Here is an 18,706-nt window from a genome sequence, read left to right as displayed (position 1 = left end):
AAATTCATGGGTAAGATGATGGGAGGGGTCCTTCTCGGGCTCATTCTGGCGCTTGGCGGTTATGCGTGGTTGGATCGTCAGCCGGTAGAGGTTCGCACAGAAGTTGAGCGTAACATTCTCACCGGCTCGAAGACTACGACTGTGCAAGTTGGCGAGGCCGTTACAGGATTACAGAGCCTTAATCGGTTAGTGGTCTTCCGGACGTATCTGATGGCTCTGACCGAAGCAGAAGAGTGTCAGTTCTGGGGATGCCCAATCAAGTCGTCTCAGGCTTTGATAACCCCCGCCTACGTAAACTACTTTGTCGATATGTCCGAGTTGGACGGAGACAGAGTGACCCTTGATGGCAATAAGATGACCATTAAAATGCCTCGGCTAATGATCGAGCGCCCCAACATCGACACGCGGCACCAGAAATTTTTTAACGAGGGTATGTGGTCCGATCTGACCAACGCCGACAGACGACTAGAGGCGAGAACGCGGAAAGCAGCCAGATCGCAGCTCTATCGACAGGCCCGTCAGAAATTCCTTGTGCGCCTTGCCAAGAAGCAAGCGATAGCGGCGGTCTACAGCAATGCGCGGCGAATGCTCAACGCTAGCGGGCACCGGGACGTTTCGCTGACCGTGACGTACAAGCAATGAGACACCCCAAAACCGTCAAGGTTTTAGAAGATTTTGGCAGGGTACGTTTGTCGAAGAGCTTCTTCATGCGCGATTTCCTGTTCTCCGACATCGCCGCAGTTCACGGACTGTCGAATGTCCCAGACGACCCTGACCTTGCCATCGCTGCAGGCACTCGGCTGTGCGAGGAATTGCTCGAACCTTTGCAGGAGTGCTTCGGCAGGCTCGCTATCCGCTCGGCCTATCGTAGCTGCGCCGTCAACCAATTCGGCAATGAGAACGGTTTGGGCTGCGCCCGCAACGAGGCCAACTATGCCGATCATATCTGGGACCGGCGTGACGGGGCGGGGCGGATGGGCGCGACGGCCTGCGTGGTAGTGCCCGCTTTCTGGGATGTTTTTCAAGGGGAGGGCGATTGGCAGAAACTCGCCTGGTGGGTCCACGACCACTTGCCGTATTCGACGCTCTATTTCTTCCCGAAGATGTGGGCATTCAACATCCAGTGGCGCGAAGAGCCCGAGCGGCGCATCGACAGTTATGTGAAGCCCAAGGGTTGCCTGACGAAACCGGGCATGCCGAACAACGAAGGCAGTCATGAGAGCGAGTGGCGGGGTATTGAGAAGGTGATGAAGGGACGAAAGGCGTGAACGTTTTCGAATTGGATAGCGCTCTCATCGGCAAGTATGAGGAGTTCGCGCGTTCTTTCACGGAAATTCGCGCTGACGATCTGCGCCAGTCTGTCGATGGAATCTATGAAGACGGGCGGTTCTGGCCGGAGCCGCTTATCGGTTTGAACCCGCAATACGCACGGGGAATGTCGATCGACAAAATTGTGGCCGACGGTCTCGTCGATCCCGCACTCGCGGACATTTTTGCCTTCGGCCAACCGCGCCAACCGATTGAGCTTTTCCTCCACCAGCAACGAGCGCTGATGAAGGCTGCGCAAGACCGGAACTTCATCGTCACAACAGGCACAGGCTCGGGAAAGTCGCTGTGCTTCTTCCTTCCGATTATCGATCGCATTGTAAAGGCACGCCGCGCCGGGGAGCCGCGGCGCACGCGCGCGATCATCATCTATCCGATGAACGCGCTGGCAAACTCGCAGCTTGAAGAGCTGGAAAAGTTCATCGGTCCGTCCGGCCTGCCTGACAACCTGAAGCCAACGTTTGCGCGCTACACCGGGCAGGAAAGCGAAGCGAGGCGTCAGCAGATACGGGCAGAATGCCCCGACATCATTCTCACCAACTTCATGATGCTCGAGCTTCTGCTGACCCGGCAGGACGAAATCGATCAAGGCGTCATCGACAATATGCGAGGACTCGAGTTCCTCGTCCTCGATGAGCTTCATACCTATCGCGGGCGTCAAGGAGCGGACGTGGCGATGCTGGTACGCCGGGTGCGGGAACGTTTAGGTGCCGATCGGATGACGTGCATCGGAACGTCTGCCACAATGGCATCGGGTGACGAGGATGTGGGGCGGGCTGCGGTATCGAAGGTCGGATCCGTTCTCTTCGGGGAGTCAGTAACCCCAGAAGACGTCGTGACAGAAACACTCGAGCGGCGGACGACCCACACAGGTGACGAGAGCGCCTTGCGGAGGCAGGTCGCCGAGCTAATTGCGTCGGGCGCCCCACCCCCTGCCGATCCTTCTCTGTTTAAGACTGATCCTCTGGCTGTCTGGATCGAGCTGAACATCGGCCTCGATGCTGGGGAGACATTACGCCGCGCCAAGCCGCAGACCATGAGTGAGGCCGTAAAGGCGCTAGCCAAGTTTGCCGGATGCGACGAAGCCGCTTGCCGGGAAGCTCTTGCGGGCAGGTTGGTCGCGATGAGCGATATTGCCGATGGGCATGAACAGGCTTTTATGGCCTTCAAGCTCCACCGGTTTCTTTCGGGTGCCGGCCACGCCGCGGCAACGCTCGAACCGGCAGGTCGAAGGCTGGTCGATCTTTCCGGCGAACTCTTCCACCGCGATCGGCCACAGGCGCGTCTTTACCCGCTGTTCTTCTGCCGGTCCTGCGGACAGGAAGTGCATTCGGTCACCCTTAGCGAGGACCGGGAGCTTCTTCCACGTTCGATAGATCAAACCCCCCAGGATTCGCCCGACGACGAAGGCAATCTACACGGCTTTCTCATACCGGATGCTGACGGCACGCTGCCGTTTGCTGGAGATATTGAAGAATATCCGGACGATTGGATCGAGCAGGCTGCTGCAGGGCCGAGACTGAAGTCGAGCTATCGCGGGAAACACGATGGCAGGATGATGTGCGTAGGTCCTGATGGACGGCATCAGGAAGATGGCGTTGCGGCTTGGTTCTTCCCCGGGAAATATCGATTCTGTCCGCGTTGCAAAAACCAGCCCGCCCCCCAGGCGCGCGACCAGAATAAGCTGGCGGGCCTCTCGGCAGAGGGGCGTAGCTCCGCGACGACCCTGATCACCAGCCAGATCCTCGATTGGATGGATCGCGTGGATGTTCCGTCTGATCCTCTCAGGCGCAAACTTCTCGGGTTCACGGATAATCGCCAGGACGCTGCTCTGCAGGCGGGCCATTTCAACGATTTCATCTTCGTGACCTTGCTTCGAGGGGCGATATTGCGGGCAGTCCGGCAGGCAGGCGCGGAAGGTCTTGAATACGAGCGCTTTGGCGACGCTGTTCGCATGGCGCTAGGGTTTGAACCGACGGATGAGAAACGGCGCTCCGAATGGATGCTCGACCCCGAGCCCTCTAGCTTCAAGGCGCTAGATGAAGCGAAGCGTTCGGCCAATCGCGTGTTGGCCCATAGGGTATGGAACGATCTTCGCCGTGGATGGCGCTATACCAATCCGAACCTCGATCAACTGGACTTGATCCGGGTTGGCTATCCTGGGGTCGCGATGCTCGCCGCTGATGAGAGCATATACTCATCGTCAGCGCATGCAGGCATCGATCAGGATATTGAGCGCGGTCTCTTTCTGCTGGCCGGCGCGACGGCTGCGCAGCGGGAAGTTATGTTTGGAGCTCTCTTCGATCACATGCGCCAGAACCTGGCCATCGCAGTCGATGCGCTAGATCAGACGGAGCTCGAGCAGGTCGCCGAGCGCTCACGAGGGACGCTCAAAGACCCCTGGTCGATTGGGAGAGAAGAGCAAAACCATGAGCTGGCGGTGCAAGTCTCACTGGTTGTCGGCAAAGACGGAAATCCGCGAGACCGCATTGTCCGAGTAACAGGGCGGGGCGGATTGGCCCGCAAACTTGGAAAGGAGGTTGGCGATGTTTCGATCGGGGATCGCGAAGTACTGGTCCAGGCCATGCTCGTGGCGGCCGAGCGGCATCAGATCGTCAGGCGCTTTGCGGCGGGAAGCCTGACGGGATGGCGTCTCGCGCCTGATGCAATAAGGCTTTCGGCAGGCAAGAATGAGCCTGAACCGCAAGATGCAAATCCGTTTTTTTCTCAGCTCTACTCCGACGTGGCCGAACGTCTCGGCGATCCCGGCCGCCTGCCGATGGCATTCGAAGCGCGCGAGCACACTGCCCAAGTCGAACAGGAGCTTCGACAACTTCGTGAAGATCGCTTCAGGTTCGGCGATACCGATCGGAAGCGCTTGAAAGAAGCAACCGCGACACTGCGCCTCAAGGAAGAGAGGCCTGATTTCCTCCCCCTGCTTTATTGCTCCCCTACCATGGAGCTGGGGGTCGATATTTCCCAGCTCAACGTGGTCTATCTGCGCAATGCGCCTCCTACCCCAGCCAACTATGCGCAGCGTGCCGGCCGCGCCGGGCGCAGTGGCCAGGCGGCCCTGATCATCACGTACTGCGCAGCTCAGAGCCCGCACGATCAATATTACTTCGAACGCCGGATCGACTTGGTGGCAGGCATCGTGCAACCACCAGCGATCGATCTCGCCAATGCCGACCTTCTTGCAGCACACGTGCACGCCGAATGGCTTGCAGCGGCACGAGAGCCTCTCCGGAAATCCATTCCGGACAATTTGGAAATGTCGCAAGATGGCCGCCCGCTTGGCCGGCATTTGGAGCCTGCGTTTCTGGAAGCGACAGGTGATGTGGCAGCGCGAGGAAGGGCGCTAGCCGTCGTTAGGTCAGGCTTGCAGGATAAGGTCGTCCCAGAGATCGAAGATCTGGAAAGCTTCGTGAAGGATCGATGGAAAAGCGCGAGCGCAAGTTTCGACAGCGCCATTGATCGCTGGCGTACGCTCTACAACTCGGCTCAGGAGGAGCGGCAGGCAGCCGCTGCACTGGGAGACCGTTCCGGATTGTCCAAAGCAGAGCGCGACGCCGCCCGTCAGCGTTACCATGCTGCGGACAGGCAGGTTGGGCTGCTCGAGGCCGGTACGTCTTCGGCCAGCTCGGATTTCTACATTTATCGTTATCTGGCGACTGAAGGCTTTCTACCTGGCTACAATTTCCTGCGCCTGCCCCTTTATGCCTTCATCGATGCGGAGAAAGGCACTGCCGTGTTGCAGCGTCCGCGCTTTCTTGCCCTGGCGGAGTTCGGACCGAACAGCCTCGTTTATCACGAGGGCAAAGCCTATCGGTGCAATCGCGCGAAGCTTGCGGCGGGGACGCGAGGAGAAGAAGGCCTGCTGGTTACTCGTGAGCTCCGCTGCTGCGACAATTGCGGCGCTGCGCATGCGGAAAAGACGCTTGAAAAATGCCGTGTTTGTGGTGACCCGCTTACCAGCGAAGGAGACCTTACCCAGCTTTATCGCATCGAGAATGTGGACGCTGTCCCCGGGGCTCGGATCACTGCCAATGATGAAGATCGCCAAAGGCGCGGGTTCGAACTGCGTACGCTATTCGAGTGGGACAACAGTCGTCGGCGCAAGCTGATGCTGGGAGAAGGGGAAGGGCCCTTGGCGGTCCTCCAATATGGCCCGCAGACGAAGCTTTCTCGCGTGAACTTGGGACTACGCCGCCGAAAAGAGCAATCGGTTCACGGCTTCGATATTGATACGGTTAGTGGCCGTTGGCTGAAGAATGAGGCGCAGGGAGACGATGAGGGTGACGACGTAGCAAAGCCTCAGCGCCAGCGTATTGTCCCGCTCGTCGAAGACACAAAAAACTCCCTTCTGCTACAGTTTGATCGGTCGCTGAACCTGGACAAGGATCAGATGGCGACGCTTCAGCATGCGCTGACCAGGGCCATCGAAGCAGAACATGTTCTGGAAACCGGCGAATTGCTCGGCGAGCCAATGCCTACTCGCGACAGTCGTAACGCTATCCTGTTTTATGAGGCGTCTGAAGGAGGGGCTGGCGTGCTCAAGCGCCTTATGGAGGGGGCTGACCAATGGCGCGCACTGGCCGGGAAAGCCCTCGATCTAATGCATTACCACCGTGAGGGCGACGAGCTCACGGACAAGAAAGATGCGTGTGTGAAGGGCTGCTATCGCTGCCTCCTATCCTATTACAATCAACCCGATCATGAATTCATCGACCGACAGGATGAGGAGGTGCTTTCCGTCTTGGTTCGCCTCGCAGAATGCACGGAGGATTCCACTGCGGCTACCTCGGGAGGAAGTAAGGCAACAGGCGAAAGCGACACCAACGATCCGTGGCTTCGTGCGTTTGAGGCCTGGAAATGGCCGCCGCCAGAACAGCAACAATCGGATAAGTCTTACATATGGCCGGCAGGCATGGTCGCTGCAACTGCAGGAAGACCTACCGAAGAGCGCAGCGCGTGGTGCGACAATGCCGGCTTCCTCTTGATCGAACTAGCTGAGAAACCGGGTGATCAACCACCAGGTGATTTGGCAAAGGCACTGGGAATTTCGGAATGAATGCCATCGATTTGCGAACGGGCGACCTCGTCCAGGCAAGGGGCCGCGAGTGGATTGTGCTCGGGTTGCCGGAGGAAGGTCTCATTCGCGTCCGTCCCTTGTCTGGCTCCGAGGAGGACGCGCAGGTGATCGCGCCTGCTCTGGAGACGATGTCAGTCGCACCGGCCCGTTTCGCTCCGCCCTCCGCAGACGAACCCGACACACAGGATGGCGCGGGCTTGCTCGCCGACGCCCTTCGCCTTTCATTGCGCAGGGGGGCAGGGCCCTTCCGCAGTGCAGCGCACCTCGGCGTGGAGCCGCGCGCCTATCAGCTCGTCCCGCTACTCATGGCATTGCGTCTTGAAACCAAGCGTCTGCTGATCGCCGACGATGTGGGCATCGGCAAGACGATCGAGGCCGGCATGATCCTGCGGGAAATGATCGACCGGGGCGAAGTCGATCGCTTCACCGTGCTGTGCCCTCCGCATCTCGTCAACCAGTGGGTCGGAGAGCTTGCCGAGAAATTCGATATCGACGCGGTTGCCGTTACATCCTCGCGAGCTCGCTCCCTTGAGCGCGGATTGGCGCTGTCGGAAAGCATATTCGACGCCTACCCCTACACAGTCGTCAGCTTGGATTACATCAAGAGCGACAATCGTCGTGACAGTTTCGCCCATGCCTGCCCGGATTTCGTTATCGTTGACGAGGCCCACAGCTGCGTGGGTGGCAGCGAACGCGGGACACAACAGCGCTTTGCACTTCTAGAGCGGCTCGCTGAAAAACCGGACCGGCACATGTTGCTGCTAACGGCCACTCCACATAGCGGGAATCAGGATGCGTACGGAAGGCTGCTCGGACTGATCGATGCTGACCTCGCCGATGCCCCCAGCGGCGCCGATCCCAATGCACTCGAACGCTATCGCCGCCGCTTGGCCCAGCATTTCGTGCAACGTCGCCGGCCCGATATCGAAGAGGCTTGGGGTGATGGCAGCGCCTTTGCCCGCCCGCATTCTCGCGAAGCACCATTCCAGCTGACCGGCGACTTCCAGAACTTTCAGGAAGACGTACTCGACTACTGCGTCGGTGTGACCACCAATGCCGATGGAGACAGCGCAAGGCGTCTGGCCTTCTGGGGAACTCTGGCCCTGATGCGCTGTGTCGGATCCTCCCCGGCTGCCGCGGCAAGCGCGCTTCGCAACCGCCTGAGCGGTATGACTGAGGAAGAGGCGCTCGAGCCGGTGCTGTTCGACGACGACGAGGGAATGCTTTCCGATACGGATGTCGAACCCGCGACTGCTGTTGCAGGCGAAGAGCGCGAAAAGATCTCCGCACTCATCAAGCAGGCTGAGGCGCTCGCCGAACGGATCGATGAAGACCCGAAGTTCGTCATGCTGGTCAAGCAGCTTAAAGCGCTGGAAAAGGAAAACGCACGTACTGTCGTTTTCTGTCGTTTCATCTCCACCGCAGATGCGGTTGGCGCGGCATTGCGCAAGATTTTCCGCAAGCACCGTATCGAAGTCGTCACCGGCCGCTTGACGCCCGAAGAGCGGCGCGAGCGAGTGGATGATATGGGTGATGACGACAGGCGCATTCTCGTCGCCACCGACTGCCTGTCCGAAGGCATCAACCTGCAGAAGTCGTTCAATGCGGTCATCCACTACGATCTCAACTGGAACCCGACACGCCACCAGCAGCGCGAAGGGCGCGTCGACCGTTTCGGGCAGCCGGCAAAGGATGTCTGGTCGGTCATGATGTTCGGCGCGAACTCGATGATCGACGGGGCCGTGATCCAGGTTATCACCGACAAGGCGGACCGCATCCGCGAAGCACTCGGCGTCACGGTTCCAGTGCCGGAAGACTCCGCAAGCGTCACCAGCGCGCTTATGCAGGCCATGTTGCTCAAGTCCGAACGCCATCGATCGCAAGGCATGTTCGATTTCGGCGAGGCGGATGCTCAGCTCGAAGTCGAGTGGCGCAATGCCGAGGACTCGGCGAAGAAAAGCCAGGCACGCTACGCACAAGGCGCGCTCAAACCCGCCGAAGTCCTGCCCGAATGGCAGCGCCTGCGTGCACTCAACGGCGGGCCTGAAGAGGTTGAGCGCTTCACCCGCCGCGCGCTTTCACGTCTGGAAGCGCCGCTCGACACGACCGGCAAGCATCCCCGCGTTCACTACGACCGCCTTCCCACGCAATTGCGCGAGCGCATGGAGGCGCGCGGCTTCACCGGCAGTCGGGCAGTGAGCTTTGCCGACGATCCAGAACCCGATGTGACCCACGTCGGCCGCGTTCACCCACTGGTCGCAACGCTTGCCGAGACCCTGGCCGAAGGCGCGCTCGACCCCGGCGGCACGCGTGAAATCGAACCGCTCGGTCGCTGCGGTACATGGCGCACGCGCGCAGTCGAGAGCGTCACCACTGTACTGCTCATGCGGTTGCGCTTCACCCTCACCGTCAGTGGAAGGCGCACCTTGCTGGCCGAAGAAGCCACCGCGCTCGCCTTCCGCCGGGGAGAGCAAGTGCCATTTGCAACAGGGGCCGAAGCTCTCGCGCTGCTGGAACAGGAAGCCACCGGCAATATCGAACGCATCGCGATCGAGCGGCAGGTCGGCGAGGCGCTGAACCGGCTCGACGATTACGAACAGGCAATCGCCACCTTCGCGCACGAACGTGCCGAAGCGCTGCGCGAGGATCACGACCGGGTAAAGGCCGCCACGCGAGGGGAAGGCACCACCACCGAAGTCGAGCCTGCGCTGCCCGCCGACGTCATTGGCCTCTATGTCCTCGTGCCGGAGATCGCCTGATGGCTCGCCGTAACCGCACCGCCGAACTCGGTCTCGAAGCTATCGCCATCGAGGGCGGACTGATCGCACCCGAACAGGTTCTCAAGATCGCCGGGGCCGAACGAAACGCGAAGACCGCCGCCGATTACGGCTGTCCCAAGGGCACTAATCTCGCTGACGAGATCACGCGCTATTTCCGTATCGGCCAGGCGCTGTGGCTGGATTACAGCAAGATCGACCAGCCCACCGTCACCCAGACCGCCAGGTTCGCGCGCGATCTGCTGGAACAGGCCTTCGGCTTCGAGGACCTGACAGGACCGAAGGATCACCACGACGGCGCCCGCCGCTATCGCATCGCTCTGGAAGGGAAGGGCGGACACGTCCCGATCGTCGTCGCCGCGCCGGTCGAGGATGGCGACGGCTTCGCCAAGGCCATGCCCGAATTCGGCGACGGGGAGGGGGGACGTGCCAAACGCAACCCGGTCGTGCTGCTTCAGGACTGGCTCAACGCCAACGACGGCTTCTACTGGGGCCTCGTCTTCGCGGGCGACCGCGTGCGATTGATGCGCGACAACGCCAGCCTGACCCGCGCCGCGTGGATCGAGGCGGACCTGGCTGCGATGTTCCGCGACGAAATGTTCGCCGATTTTACCGCATGGTGGCTGCTCACCCACGCCACCCGCTTCGGCAATCCCGGCCAGCCCCCCAGCAGCGCCCCGCTGGAGCAATGGCGCGAGGCGGGCATGAAATCCGGCACCGCCGCGCGCGATCGGTTGCGCGAAGGGGTGGAGGACGCTTTGCGCGAAATGGGTCAGGGCCTGATCGAGGCCAACCCGGAACTGCGCGCGAAGATCGAGGCGAACGAAGTCTCGCTTACCGCCCTGTTCGAGGAACTGCTGCGCACCGTCTATCGCCTGATCTTCCTCGCCGTGGCGGAAGAGCGCAACTTGCTCCACCCCCGCCGGACCCCGCGCAGCGCGCGCGACCTCTATGAAAGCAGCTACGGCTTCGGCTTCTGGCGCGAACGCAGCCGCCGCCGCGTGGCGCGCGACCGGCATTTCGATGCATGGGAGGGGATGAAGGTCACCTTCCGCGCGCTGGAACGCGGGCAGGAAATGCTCGGCCTGCCGGCGCTGGGCGGCATGTTCGCGCGCGGCAACACGCCGGTAATGGACGCCGGCAAACTGCCCAACCGCCGCTTCCTTGAAGCGATCTACCGGCTCGGCTACCTGAAGCAAGACGGCAGCCTGCAACGCATCAACTGGCGCGACATGAAGACAGAGGAGCTGGGCAGCGTCTACGAAAGCCTGCTCGAAATCCGCCCCACGCTGGAAGCCAATGGCGAGTTTGCGCTCAACAGCGGCGCCAAGGGCAACGCGCGCAAGACCACAGGCAGTTACTACACGCCCGACAGCCTCGTCGAAACACTGCTCGACAGCGCGCTCGACCCGGTGCTGGAGAAGGCGGAAGCCGAGGGCGAGACGGCAGAGGACAAGGTCCGCGCCATCCTCGACCTCAAGATCATCGACCCGGCCTGCGGATCGGGACACTTCCTGCTCGGTGCGGCGCGGCGCATGGCGGACAAGGTGGCCGAGCTGCGCGATCCCGACGCGCCCGACCGGCAGGCGGCGCTCCGCGACGTGGTCGCCCGCTGCGTGCACGGCGTGGACCGCAACCCGATGGCGGTGGAACTGGCCAAGGTGGCGCTGTGGATCGAGAGTGTTTCCCCGGGGCAACCCTTGGGCTTCCTCGACGCCAATATCCGCTGCGGCGACGCGCTGCTGGGCGTGTTCGACCTGGAAGCGCTGGAGCAGGGCATTCCCGACGACGCCTACAAGCCGCTGACCGGCGACGCGAAAGAAGCCGCCGCCTACTACAAGAAGAAGAACAAGGACGAGAAGAAGGGCCAGGGTAGCTTCGATTTCGACAGCGGCACCGGGGCCATGCCGCCGAGGAAGCTGGCCGCAAACCTGTCCACCATCCGCCGCATGCCGGAAGACACGGTGGGGCAGGTGGAAAAGAAGCGAGAGGCGTTCGAAGCGTGGAAGAACGACCCCGACCGACGCGCCACCCGCGTCGCCTGCGATTTCTACACTGCCGCCTTCCTGCTGCCCAAGGTGGAGGTGCCGGAGAATTACCAGCGCGGCATCGTGCCGACCACGGCGGACGTGTGGAAGCGATTGGGCGGAGGGCAGGTCTACGGGTCGCTCGAAGCCGCTGCCGTGGACGCTTCGGAGGAAGCCCGCGCTTTCCACTGGCCGCTCGCCTTTCCCGATGTGCTGATCGGCAAGGGCGGGTTCGACGTGGTGCTGGGCAATCCGCCGTGGGAAGTCGTCCAGCTTGCCGAAAAGGAATATTTTGAAAGCCGCGTTCCCGAAATAGCCGAGATGAAGGGTTCAGCGCGCAAGAAAGCGATCAAGGCTCTGGAAGCCGAGCGGCCCGAAATCTTCGCCGAGTTCGCGCGCGACAAGCGCGCGTTCGACGCGATGAACGAGTTTGCTCGGGCCAGCGGTCGTTTCGATCTAACCGCGCGGGGGAAGGTCAATACCTACGGGCTGTTCGCCGAACTCTTCCTCGCAGCCTCCGGGGATCGCGGCCGGGCAGGGCTGATCGTCCCTACCGGCATTGCCACTGACGCCACCACAGCTCCCTTCTTCGGCCATCTCGTAAGCGAGAAGCGCCTCGCCCGTCTGTTCGATTTCGAGAACAGTGCGCCACTGTTCGCGGGTGTCCATCGCAGCTTCAAGTTCTGTCTGCTCACGCTCGGTAATGATGTGGACGAGGCGGAATTTTCCTTCTTCCTCACCGATCCCGCGCAGCTGGAGGACAGCCGCCGTCGTTTCACTCTCTCGCCCGCCGAAATCGCCCGGATCAACCCCAACACCAAGACCGCCCCCGTTTTCCGCGCCCGCAAGGATGCCGAACTGACCGCGACCATCTACAACCGCGTGCCCGTGCTGATCGATGAGGAGAAAGGCGGCAAGCCGGGCGAACCGGGCAATCCATGGGGCGTCGAGTTCCGGCAGGGGCTGTTCAACATGACGAGCGACAGCCACCTGTTCCGCACCGCCGAACAGCTCGCCGCCGAGGGGTGGGAGCGGCAGGGCACCGACTGGGTCCGGCCATCAGGCGCGCGCGGCAACGCCCCCGGCCTCGCTCTCACCGGCGGCCGCGACGCCGCCCACCTCGACCTCTCCACCGGCTCCCCCGCCCCGGCGAGCGAGGAGCGCTATGTCCCGCTCTACGAGGGGAAACTGATTTGGCAATTCGATCACCGATTTTCGACGTTCACGGGTTCGGACAGTCGAGATTTGCAGAGCGAAGAGAAAGCCAATCCAAGATTAGAGGTGACTCCTCGCTACTGGATTGCTGAGAAGATCGTAAGGACTAAGCTTGCAGATAAAAAATGGCTCTACGATTGGGCGTTTGTTTATCGCCGTCTCGCTACGCCAACTAATGAGCGATCGGGGATCGGTCTTTGCACGCCATTAGGAGGCTACGGGGATAGCATATTCATCCCTAGTATGCCGACGACTAGCGCGCCACTTCATGCAGCATTCCAAGCTAATTTCAGCGCGCTTGCATTTGACTTTGTCCTTCGAAACAAACTTGGCGGATTAAACCTAGGGCTCTTCGTCCTTGCACAGTTGGCCATCCTCCCTCCCAGCGCCTACACCGAGGACGATCTCGGCTTCATCGTCCCGCGGGTGCTGGAGCTCAGCTACACCTCGCATTCCATGGCCCCCTTCGCGCGCGACCTGGGGTATGAGGGCGAGCCGTTCCGCTGGGACGAGGACCGCCGCGCCCGGCTTCGCGCCGAGCTCGACGCCTGGTACGCCCTCGCCTACGGGCTCTCCCGCGACGAGCTACGCTACGTCCTCGATCCCAAGGACGTGATGGGCGAAGACTACCCCAGCGAAACCTTCCGCGTCCTCAAGAACAACGAGATCAAGAAACACGGCGAATACCGCACCCAACGTCTCGTCCTCGCCGCCTACGACAAGCTGGTGGCCGAAGGCATGCGCCCAAGGGTGGAGGGGTATCGGTGATGGCGGTCCGGACCCTCGATATCCTGAGCACGCTGCCGCCACCCGATTTTTCGCCAGTCGATCTTCAGGTCGTGCGTCGGGCAGCCCACTCGGCTGCCAAGCGTTTGCTGGAGCGGCCCCTGTTCTCAGGCCCATCCTGGGCTGAAAGTTGGGATAATCTGGACCAGCAATTCGGGCTGGATCGCCAAAATCACTGCTTTCGAGAGAATGCGAGTGAGTGGGTAAATTATCTGGAGCCGCAAATCACCAGAGGCTTCGCCCACTTTCTTTCGAGCGGCACATTCGAGATACGGGCTCATCGGTGCATGGCTTTCTACCGCGCGTCTTGCCGGATGTCTGACGTCGTTTCCCCGGTCGAACCAATATTCCGACCGAATGCCGTGGTCGCTAAAGCGGAAGAAAAACGCATCGACCTCCTGGTCGAAATCCGCGGTGAAAACAGAACGTTCGGGGTCGCCGTGGAAGCGAAGTTCAAGCACAAACTGACCGAGCGGCAGTTGAAAAACGCGAGAAGGCATACTCGCAAGAAAAGGGGCTGGTCGAAGAAGCGAAGCTCCTACCTGCTGATCGTGTCGCGCAAGCGATCCGAGAACACCGCGCATCTCCTTGAAAATCCTCGATGGAAAGAGGTGACCTGGTGGGATTTCATGCTTGCTTACGAACACGAGCTGGCCAGGGAATATGACGACCCGAGATTCTCGCAATTCCGCAAAGACGTTTGGTGCCAAGCCTACATTGAAGGATAAGAAATTGCTGTCGATACCGGAAAGTGTTTTTGCATATCTCACGCAACAAGAAGTCCGCACCGCTGTAAATTTGCTTGCATCGAAGAAGAAGCCACCGGTCCCCGAAGAGGTTCGCTGGAATGATCTGGAGAGTTTTTATCGCGGCGTCCTCTCCATGCAGCAGGTCCAGGCCGAATTTTCCATGACCTTGGCAAAGCTATGGCAGGAGACCTGGGGTCAGGTTGACATCGATTGGTCTTCCGGAAGCCCGCAAGAACCGGGGGAGGATGGTTCACTCGACGTCGGAGAAATCTGGCGGGAGAACTGTTTTACCAGGGTTTTCGGTAAGGATGTGTTTGTCTGCCACCTGTGCTCTTACGCGACGTATGATGAAGGGTTGCAGTTGGGATTCGCCATATGGAAAGGCGAAGACGACAAGAAGATACTGAAGAAAATGGAAGTCGAGGGGTGGGAATATGACGACGAATACGGGTATATGTGGACGACTGCCGATCTCCGACCCAGAGAACGGGAAATGGACTTGCTGCCCTTAGTTGAAGCAGCAAGAAACGCCGAAGACGTGTGGCGCAACCTTTAGGTCGAGTGGGGGCAAAATTGGAAGAACTGAAGCCGGTCGCGCGCGAGGCGCTTGAAACCTTTCAATCAATTGATCGCGAAGCTGCGAGTTTGCTTCAAAAGCGCGGCCTCAACCTTGGCGCGCTCGCAGTCGTGAACCAGGCCACTGCCGAGGCGATCGCCGCCAACATGCACCAACGCAATCTCGACCGGACGAGCAACCTGCACGAATTGCGCCGCAAGCCGGCGATCGCGCGCCTCGTCATCGCAGACGAGGACGACCAGCAGGAAACGCTGTACATCGCTCCCAATGCCGAGGTGTCGATACCCGGCATGAAACTCTGCAGCTATCTGAACAACGCAGGGAAAGGAAAACTCGCCTCGTTCAATCCGGGTGACGGGACCAACATCAGGCTTCCCTCCGGCGTTCGCTATTTCGAAGTTCTCGAAAAGATTTCTTTCGATCCGATATGTGAGACCGGTGAGTGGGACGCTCGACCGGCCATCGCTTTCCAGTCTCAAGGCAAGGCGCAGTCCATCAAATCGCTGCGTGCCCTCCTGCGCGAAGCGGGAGTGCCGGAAGACGAGATCGACGAGATGGAAAGGTTGGCGGAATCCAGCGAGGACAATGGAAACGTGTTCGAAGGAATTGCCCATCAAGCCCGCACGGCCATGGAATTGCGGCTGGCCCCACTCCTCGACAAGTTCCAGAGCGAAATCTTCCGCCTGCCGATAACAAGCCGGATTGCCGTGATGGGCCCCCCCGGCACTGGCAAGACCACGACGATGGTCACCCGACTGCGTCAGAAACTCGATTTCGCCCTTCTCGATGACGAGGAACTGCAACTGGTCGAGGAGCCGGATGCCGCGGGCCTTGATCATCCCGATAGCTGGATATTATTCACTCCGACCGAGTTGCTCCGTCTCTACGTCAAGGAAGCGCTGGGCCGGAAAGGTGTGCCCGTGCACGACCAGCGTCTGCGGACGTGGGATGATTACCGGCGCGAGGTTGCCCGCAGCAGCTTGCGGATATTGCGGACCGGTACTGGCAGCGGACTCACCATTCGCGAGGATGATGCTCTGCTCGCACCGGGGACGCTGACCGATCAGATTGCCTGGTACGAAGCTTTTGACGCCTTTCAGCGCGATCTCTTCATCCGCCAAATCGCGATGGAGGCGGAACGGCTGGCGAAATCGGACGATACTCGCGTTGCTGTCCTGGGCCGGCGGATCGGCGAAGCAGTCGACCGTGCCGGTGGCAACGTTCTCCGGCTTCTCGGTGAAATAGCCGGTCAGGCCGATGACCTGCGCACATTTGCCAACGGTCTGAACGAAGGCATTCGACGCGATATTGCGAGCCCGGGAAACGGCTATGTCAAGCGCGACGAAGGATTCATGGACGCGCTTGTGAATTTGGTAACCGACCTCCAGCAATCGGGCGAAGACGCGGATGAGGAGGACGAGGACGCCGATGAAGACATCGAAGAGGCAAACCCGCAGTCGCTCGAAGGGCGCAAGCTCGCGGTAGATGTCTTTCGGAAGGCTATGCGCACTTTCGCGATGAGCCAGGCGACAGGGCGCAAACCCGGACCAACCAGCCGCGCGGCGAAGATTGCGGCATTGATCACGGAACGCGGGCTCGACTTGCCAGACCTGTCGGCGACCGGCCGGCTGCTGATCCTCCAACGGGCCGCGCGAAGGATTGCCCGCGCACCGGGAGCCTTTATCGGCAGCATGCCCCTGCGTTATCGCCGGTTCAGGCGTTCCATGCGGACCGACGGGAAATGGTACGGTGAAGCGCCGACTTCAGTTCGCATGGCTCACCCGGCAGAGGTCGATTTAATTATCCTGGCGATGTTCCAGGCCGCGCGTGCTTTCGACGCAGACCGCTTGCTGTCTTCCCGAGTAAGTCCGGACCGACGCCCACCCATCTTGGATTCTATTGCCGCTTTACGCAGGAATCAGGTTCTCGTTGATGAGGTAACCGATTTTTCGCCAGTGCAGCTTGCGGCAATGGCAGCATTGTCTGCGCCTACGACCGAAGCGGTGTTCCTTTCGGGCGACTTCAATCAGAGATTGACTGTGCAAGGCACACGCAGCGAGGACGACCTCGATTGGTCTGTGCCTGGGGTCGATGTCCATCAGATCGCCGTAAGCTACAGGCAAAGCAGGAAATTGGCCGATTACGCGCGCGCACTTGCTCGCAAGCAGGGAGCGACCATTGAAGACCGAGCGCCCGATTATGGTGAGAACATCGGCTTCGATCCAGTTTGCGGCGTCGGTATCGATACGGACGAGAAGCGTGCTGAATGGCTCGCTCGACGCATCAGAGAAATCGAGGCGATTGGCAATGGAACTTTGCCCACTGTAGCGGTCCTAGTATCCGACAGGGACGCGGTCGATGCTCTCACTGACCAACTCGACCGCCAACTGGCCAAGACCAACCTTCGCGCCCGAGCGTATTCGGCTGGGAACGCGATCGGCCACTCACAGGACGTGCGGGTTTTCTCAATAGAGCACATCAAGGGCCTCGAGTTTGAAGCCGTATTTTTCGCAGATGTAGATCGTCTGGCTGAAGCGCAGCCTGAGCTCTTCGACCGCTACATTTACGTCGGGGCGACCCGCGCAGCCACATTTCTCGGCCTAACTTGCAGCGCACCGAGGATGCCGGACGAGCTCGTTGGAGCCGATTTGTCGTACGGGCAAAGCTGGTGAAGGATACGAGCTGCCGCCTGCGCCACCCCGGATTGGTTTGGTCCTCCGAATTAAAGGAGGCTGCCTATTACAACGGGTATCGCGGTGAGTATGGCGAGGCTGATGGATGGCTGTTCTTTCGCAGCCAGGAAGGCGTGCCAGGCGAGATCGCGCTGGCAGTCGGTTCAGGTGAGGACGGCGCGCCATGGTTTCTCGCGCTCGACCACCCCGGAGTCGTTGCCGAGCTGGAAGCGGACAGGGCAGAGCCACCACCCGGCCGCTTTGCCGCTGCCTACGCCTTTGCGACACGAGCCGATCTGCATGGCGCTATTAACCGGGTGTTTCATCTCGCGCGTAGCGTGCCCGACTATCCGCTGAAATCGTTCGAAGAAGCTGCTGCTCATTTAGGCGATACCGAAGCCGAAAGGCTTATGCGCCAGCGGATCGGCCAAGATCGCTTTCGAGCGGCTTTGCTGGATTATTGGAATGCCACTTGCCCTATGACCGGCGTGACCGAAACCTTGCTTCTTCGCGCTAGTCACATCGTGCCTTGGGCGGAGTGCGTATCTGATGCGCAAAGATTAAACGTTCACAACGGTCTGTTACTAGCGGCACACTGGGACGCGGCGTTCGATGCTGGTCTGATTTCATTCGATGACTCGGGCCGGGCCCTGCTGAGTGAGGCCCTTTCGGAACCCGCCCGAACGATGCTTTCAAATTGCGAGGGGGTGACCCTTGAACTGCACGACGGACATCGCGAGCACTTGCGATGGCATCGGAACCACTATGGTTTCTCAACGGAATGAGCCAATGAGCCAACCCTATCCACCCCGCAACCCGCTGCACGGTGAGAGCCTCAAGGAAAAGCAGCGCGGTTTGCGGGACGGCTTCACGTTGCCGCTGGCGCTGCGCGTCCATCGCGCGCTCAGCTGGTTACGCCGGGCGGACAAGGAGCACGAGGATCTCGACGTCCGCTTCATCCTGCTGTGGATCGGTTTCAACGCTGCTTATGCAGGCGATCTCGATCGGGCGCTCGACGGAGCGGGCGCGAGCAATGAGCGGGCGCGCTTCGACGATTTCTTCGCGGCCCTCGTCCGTATGGATAGCAACAACCGGATCTACAGCGTGATCTGGGATCGATTCAGCCAGGAAATCCGCCTCCTGCTCGACAATCAATATGTCTTCGCGCCCTTCTGGAAGCACCACGGAGGCGAGGTCGGCGGCGGGGGCTGGGAGATCACCTTCGAAGCCGCCAAGCGCGCCGCGAATCGCGCGTTGGCGCAGCGAGATACTCCTGTCGTTCTCTCGATCCTGTTTGACCGGCTCTACGTGTTGAGGAACCAGCTAGTCCACGGCGGCGCTACTTGGAATAGCAACGCCAACCGAGATCAGGTTCGCGATGGCGCGGCGCTGCTCGGTTGTCTGCTTCCGGTGTTCATCGACCTGATGATGGATCACCCGGACGAGGAGTGGGTCATGCCCAACTATCCGGTGGTCGACTGACAG

The 18,706-nt window shown here is 60.4% G+C and carries 10 protein-coding genes; all 10 read left to right on the top strand.

Going from position 1 to position 18,706, the window contains the following annotated elements; translation table 11 throughout:
* Positions 1-6 precede the first annotated feature (6 nt).
* Genes HG250_RS07205 through HG250_RS07160 form a run of 10 tightly spaced genes read left to right on the top strand, consistent with a single transcriptional unit; the run spans position 7 to position 18,703 of the window.
* Positions 7-642, top strand: coding sequence for a DUF4230 domain-containing protein (locus tag HG250_RS07205; protein ID WP_170004181.1), 636 nt, complete (start codon positions 7-9; stop codon positions 640-642).
* The gene (locus HG250_RS07200) at positions 639-1,268 is read left to right on the top strand and encodes a hypothetical protein (protein WP_170004179.1); all 630 of its coding nucleotides are present in this window, start codon (positions 639-641) and stop codon (positions 1,266-1,268) included. Before HG250_RS07205 ends, HG250_RS07200 begins: the two co-directional genes overlap by 4 nt.
* On the top strand, positions 1,265-6,397 hold the full coding sequence (locus HG250_RS07195) for a DEAD/DEAH box helicase (protein WP_170004177.1): 5,133 nt from the start codon (positions 1,265-1,267) through the stop codon (positions 6,395-6,397). Before HG250_RS07200 ends, HG250_RS07195 begins: the two co-directional genes overlap by 4 nt.
* Positions 6,394-9,177: a DEAD/DEAH box helicase gene (locus HG250_RS07190; RefSeq protein WP_170004175.1), complete on the top strand. Its 2,784-nt coding sequence runs from the start codon at positions 6,394-6,396 to the stop codon at positions 9,175-9,177. Before HG250_RS07195 ends, HG250_RS07190 begins: the two co-directional genes overlap by 4 nt.
* Positions 9,177-13,205, top strand: coding sequence for an Eco57I restriction-modification methylase domain-containing protein (locus tag HG250_RS07185; protein WP_170004173.1), 4,029 nt, complete (start codon positions 9,177-9,179; stop codon positions 13,203-13,205). The genes HG250_RS07190 and HG250_RS07185 overlap by 1 nt, the downstream gene beginning before the upstream one ends.
* The gene (locus tag HG250_RS07180) at positions 13,205-13,951 is read left to right on the top strand and encodes a PD-(D/E)XK nuclease family protein (protein ID WP_170004171.1); all 747 of its coding nucleotides are present in this window, start codon (positions 13,205-13,207) and stop codon (positions 13,949-13,951) included. Before HG250_RS07185 ends, HG250_RS07180 begins: the two co-directional genes overlap by 1 nt.
* Complete coding sequence (locus HG250_RS07175) at positions 13,941-14,528, top strand: hypothetical protein (protein ID WP_170004169.1); 588 nt, start codon at positions 13,941-13,943, stop codon at positions 14,526-14,528. Before HG250_RS07180 ends, HG250_RS07175 begins: the two co-directional genes overlap by 11 nt.
* A gap of 17 nt (positions 14,529-14,545) precedes the next feature.
* Positions 14,546-17,221, top strand: coding sequence for an ATP-binding domain-containing protein (locus HG250_RS12950; protein WP_170004167.1), 2,676 nt, complete (start codon positions 14,546-14,548; stop codon positions 17,219-17,221).
* On the top strand, positions 17,218-18,006 hold the full coding sequence (locus HG250_RS07165) for an HNH endonuclease (RefSeq protein WP_170004165.1): 789 nt from the start codon (positions 17,218-17,220) through the stop codon (positions 18,004-18,006). The genes HG250_RS12950 and HG250_RS07165 overlap by 4 nt, the downstream gene beginning before the upstream one ends.
* Before the next feature lie 4 nt (positions 18,007-18,010).
* Positions 18,011-18,703 carry a HEPN domain-containing protein gene (locus HG250_RS07160; protein ID WP_170004163.1) on the top strand — a complete coding sequence of 231 codons (693 nt, stop codon included), beginning with the start codon at positions 18,011-18,013 and terminating at the stop codon, positions 18,701-18,703.
* Positions 18,704-18,706 lie beyond the last annotated feature (3 nt).

Origin of the sequence: Pseudopontixanthobacter vadosimaris (assembly GCF_012979275.1) — a bacterium.
Classification (GTDB): domain Bacteria; phylum Pseudomonadota; class Alphaproteobacteria; order Sphingomonadales; family Sphingomonadaceae; genus Pseudopontixanthobacter; species Pseudopontixanthobacter vadosimaris.
The sequence above is the reverse complement of the archived record's forward strand: the minus strand, read 5'-3'. Positions and strand labels throughout refer to the sequence as shown.

Coding starts and splice junctions, on each gene's coding strand:
- HG250_RS07205 (WP_170004181.1), top strand. CDS start 7: ATGGGTAAGATGATGGGAGGGGTCCTTCTCGGGCTCATTCTGGCGCTT.
- HG250_RS07200 (WP_170004179.1), top strand. CDS start 639: ATGAGACACCCCAAAACCGTCAAGGTTTTAGAAGATTTTGGCAGGGTA.
- HG250_RS07190 (WP_170004175.1), top strand. CDS start 6,394: ATGAATGCCATCGATTTGCGAACGGGCGACCTCGTCCAGGCAAGGGGC.
- HG250_RS07185 (WP_170004173.1), top strand. CDS start 9,177: ATGGCTCGCCGTAACCGCACCGCCGAACTCGGTCTCGAAGCTATCGCC.
- HG250_RS07180 (WP_170004171.1), top strand. CDS start 13,205: ATGGCGGTCCGGACCCTCGATATCCTGAGCACGCTGCCGCCACCCGAT.
- HG250_RS07160 (WP_170004163.1), top strand. CDS start 18,011: ATGAGCCAACCCTATCCACCCCGCAACCCGCTGCACGGTGAGAGCCTC.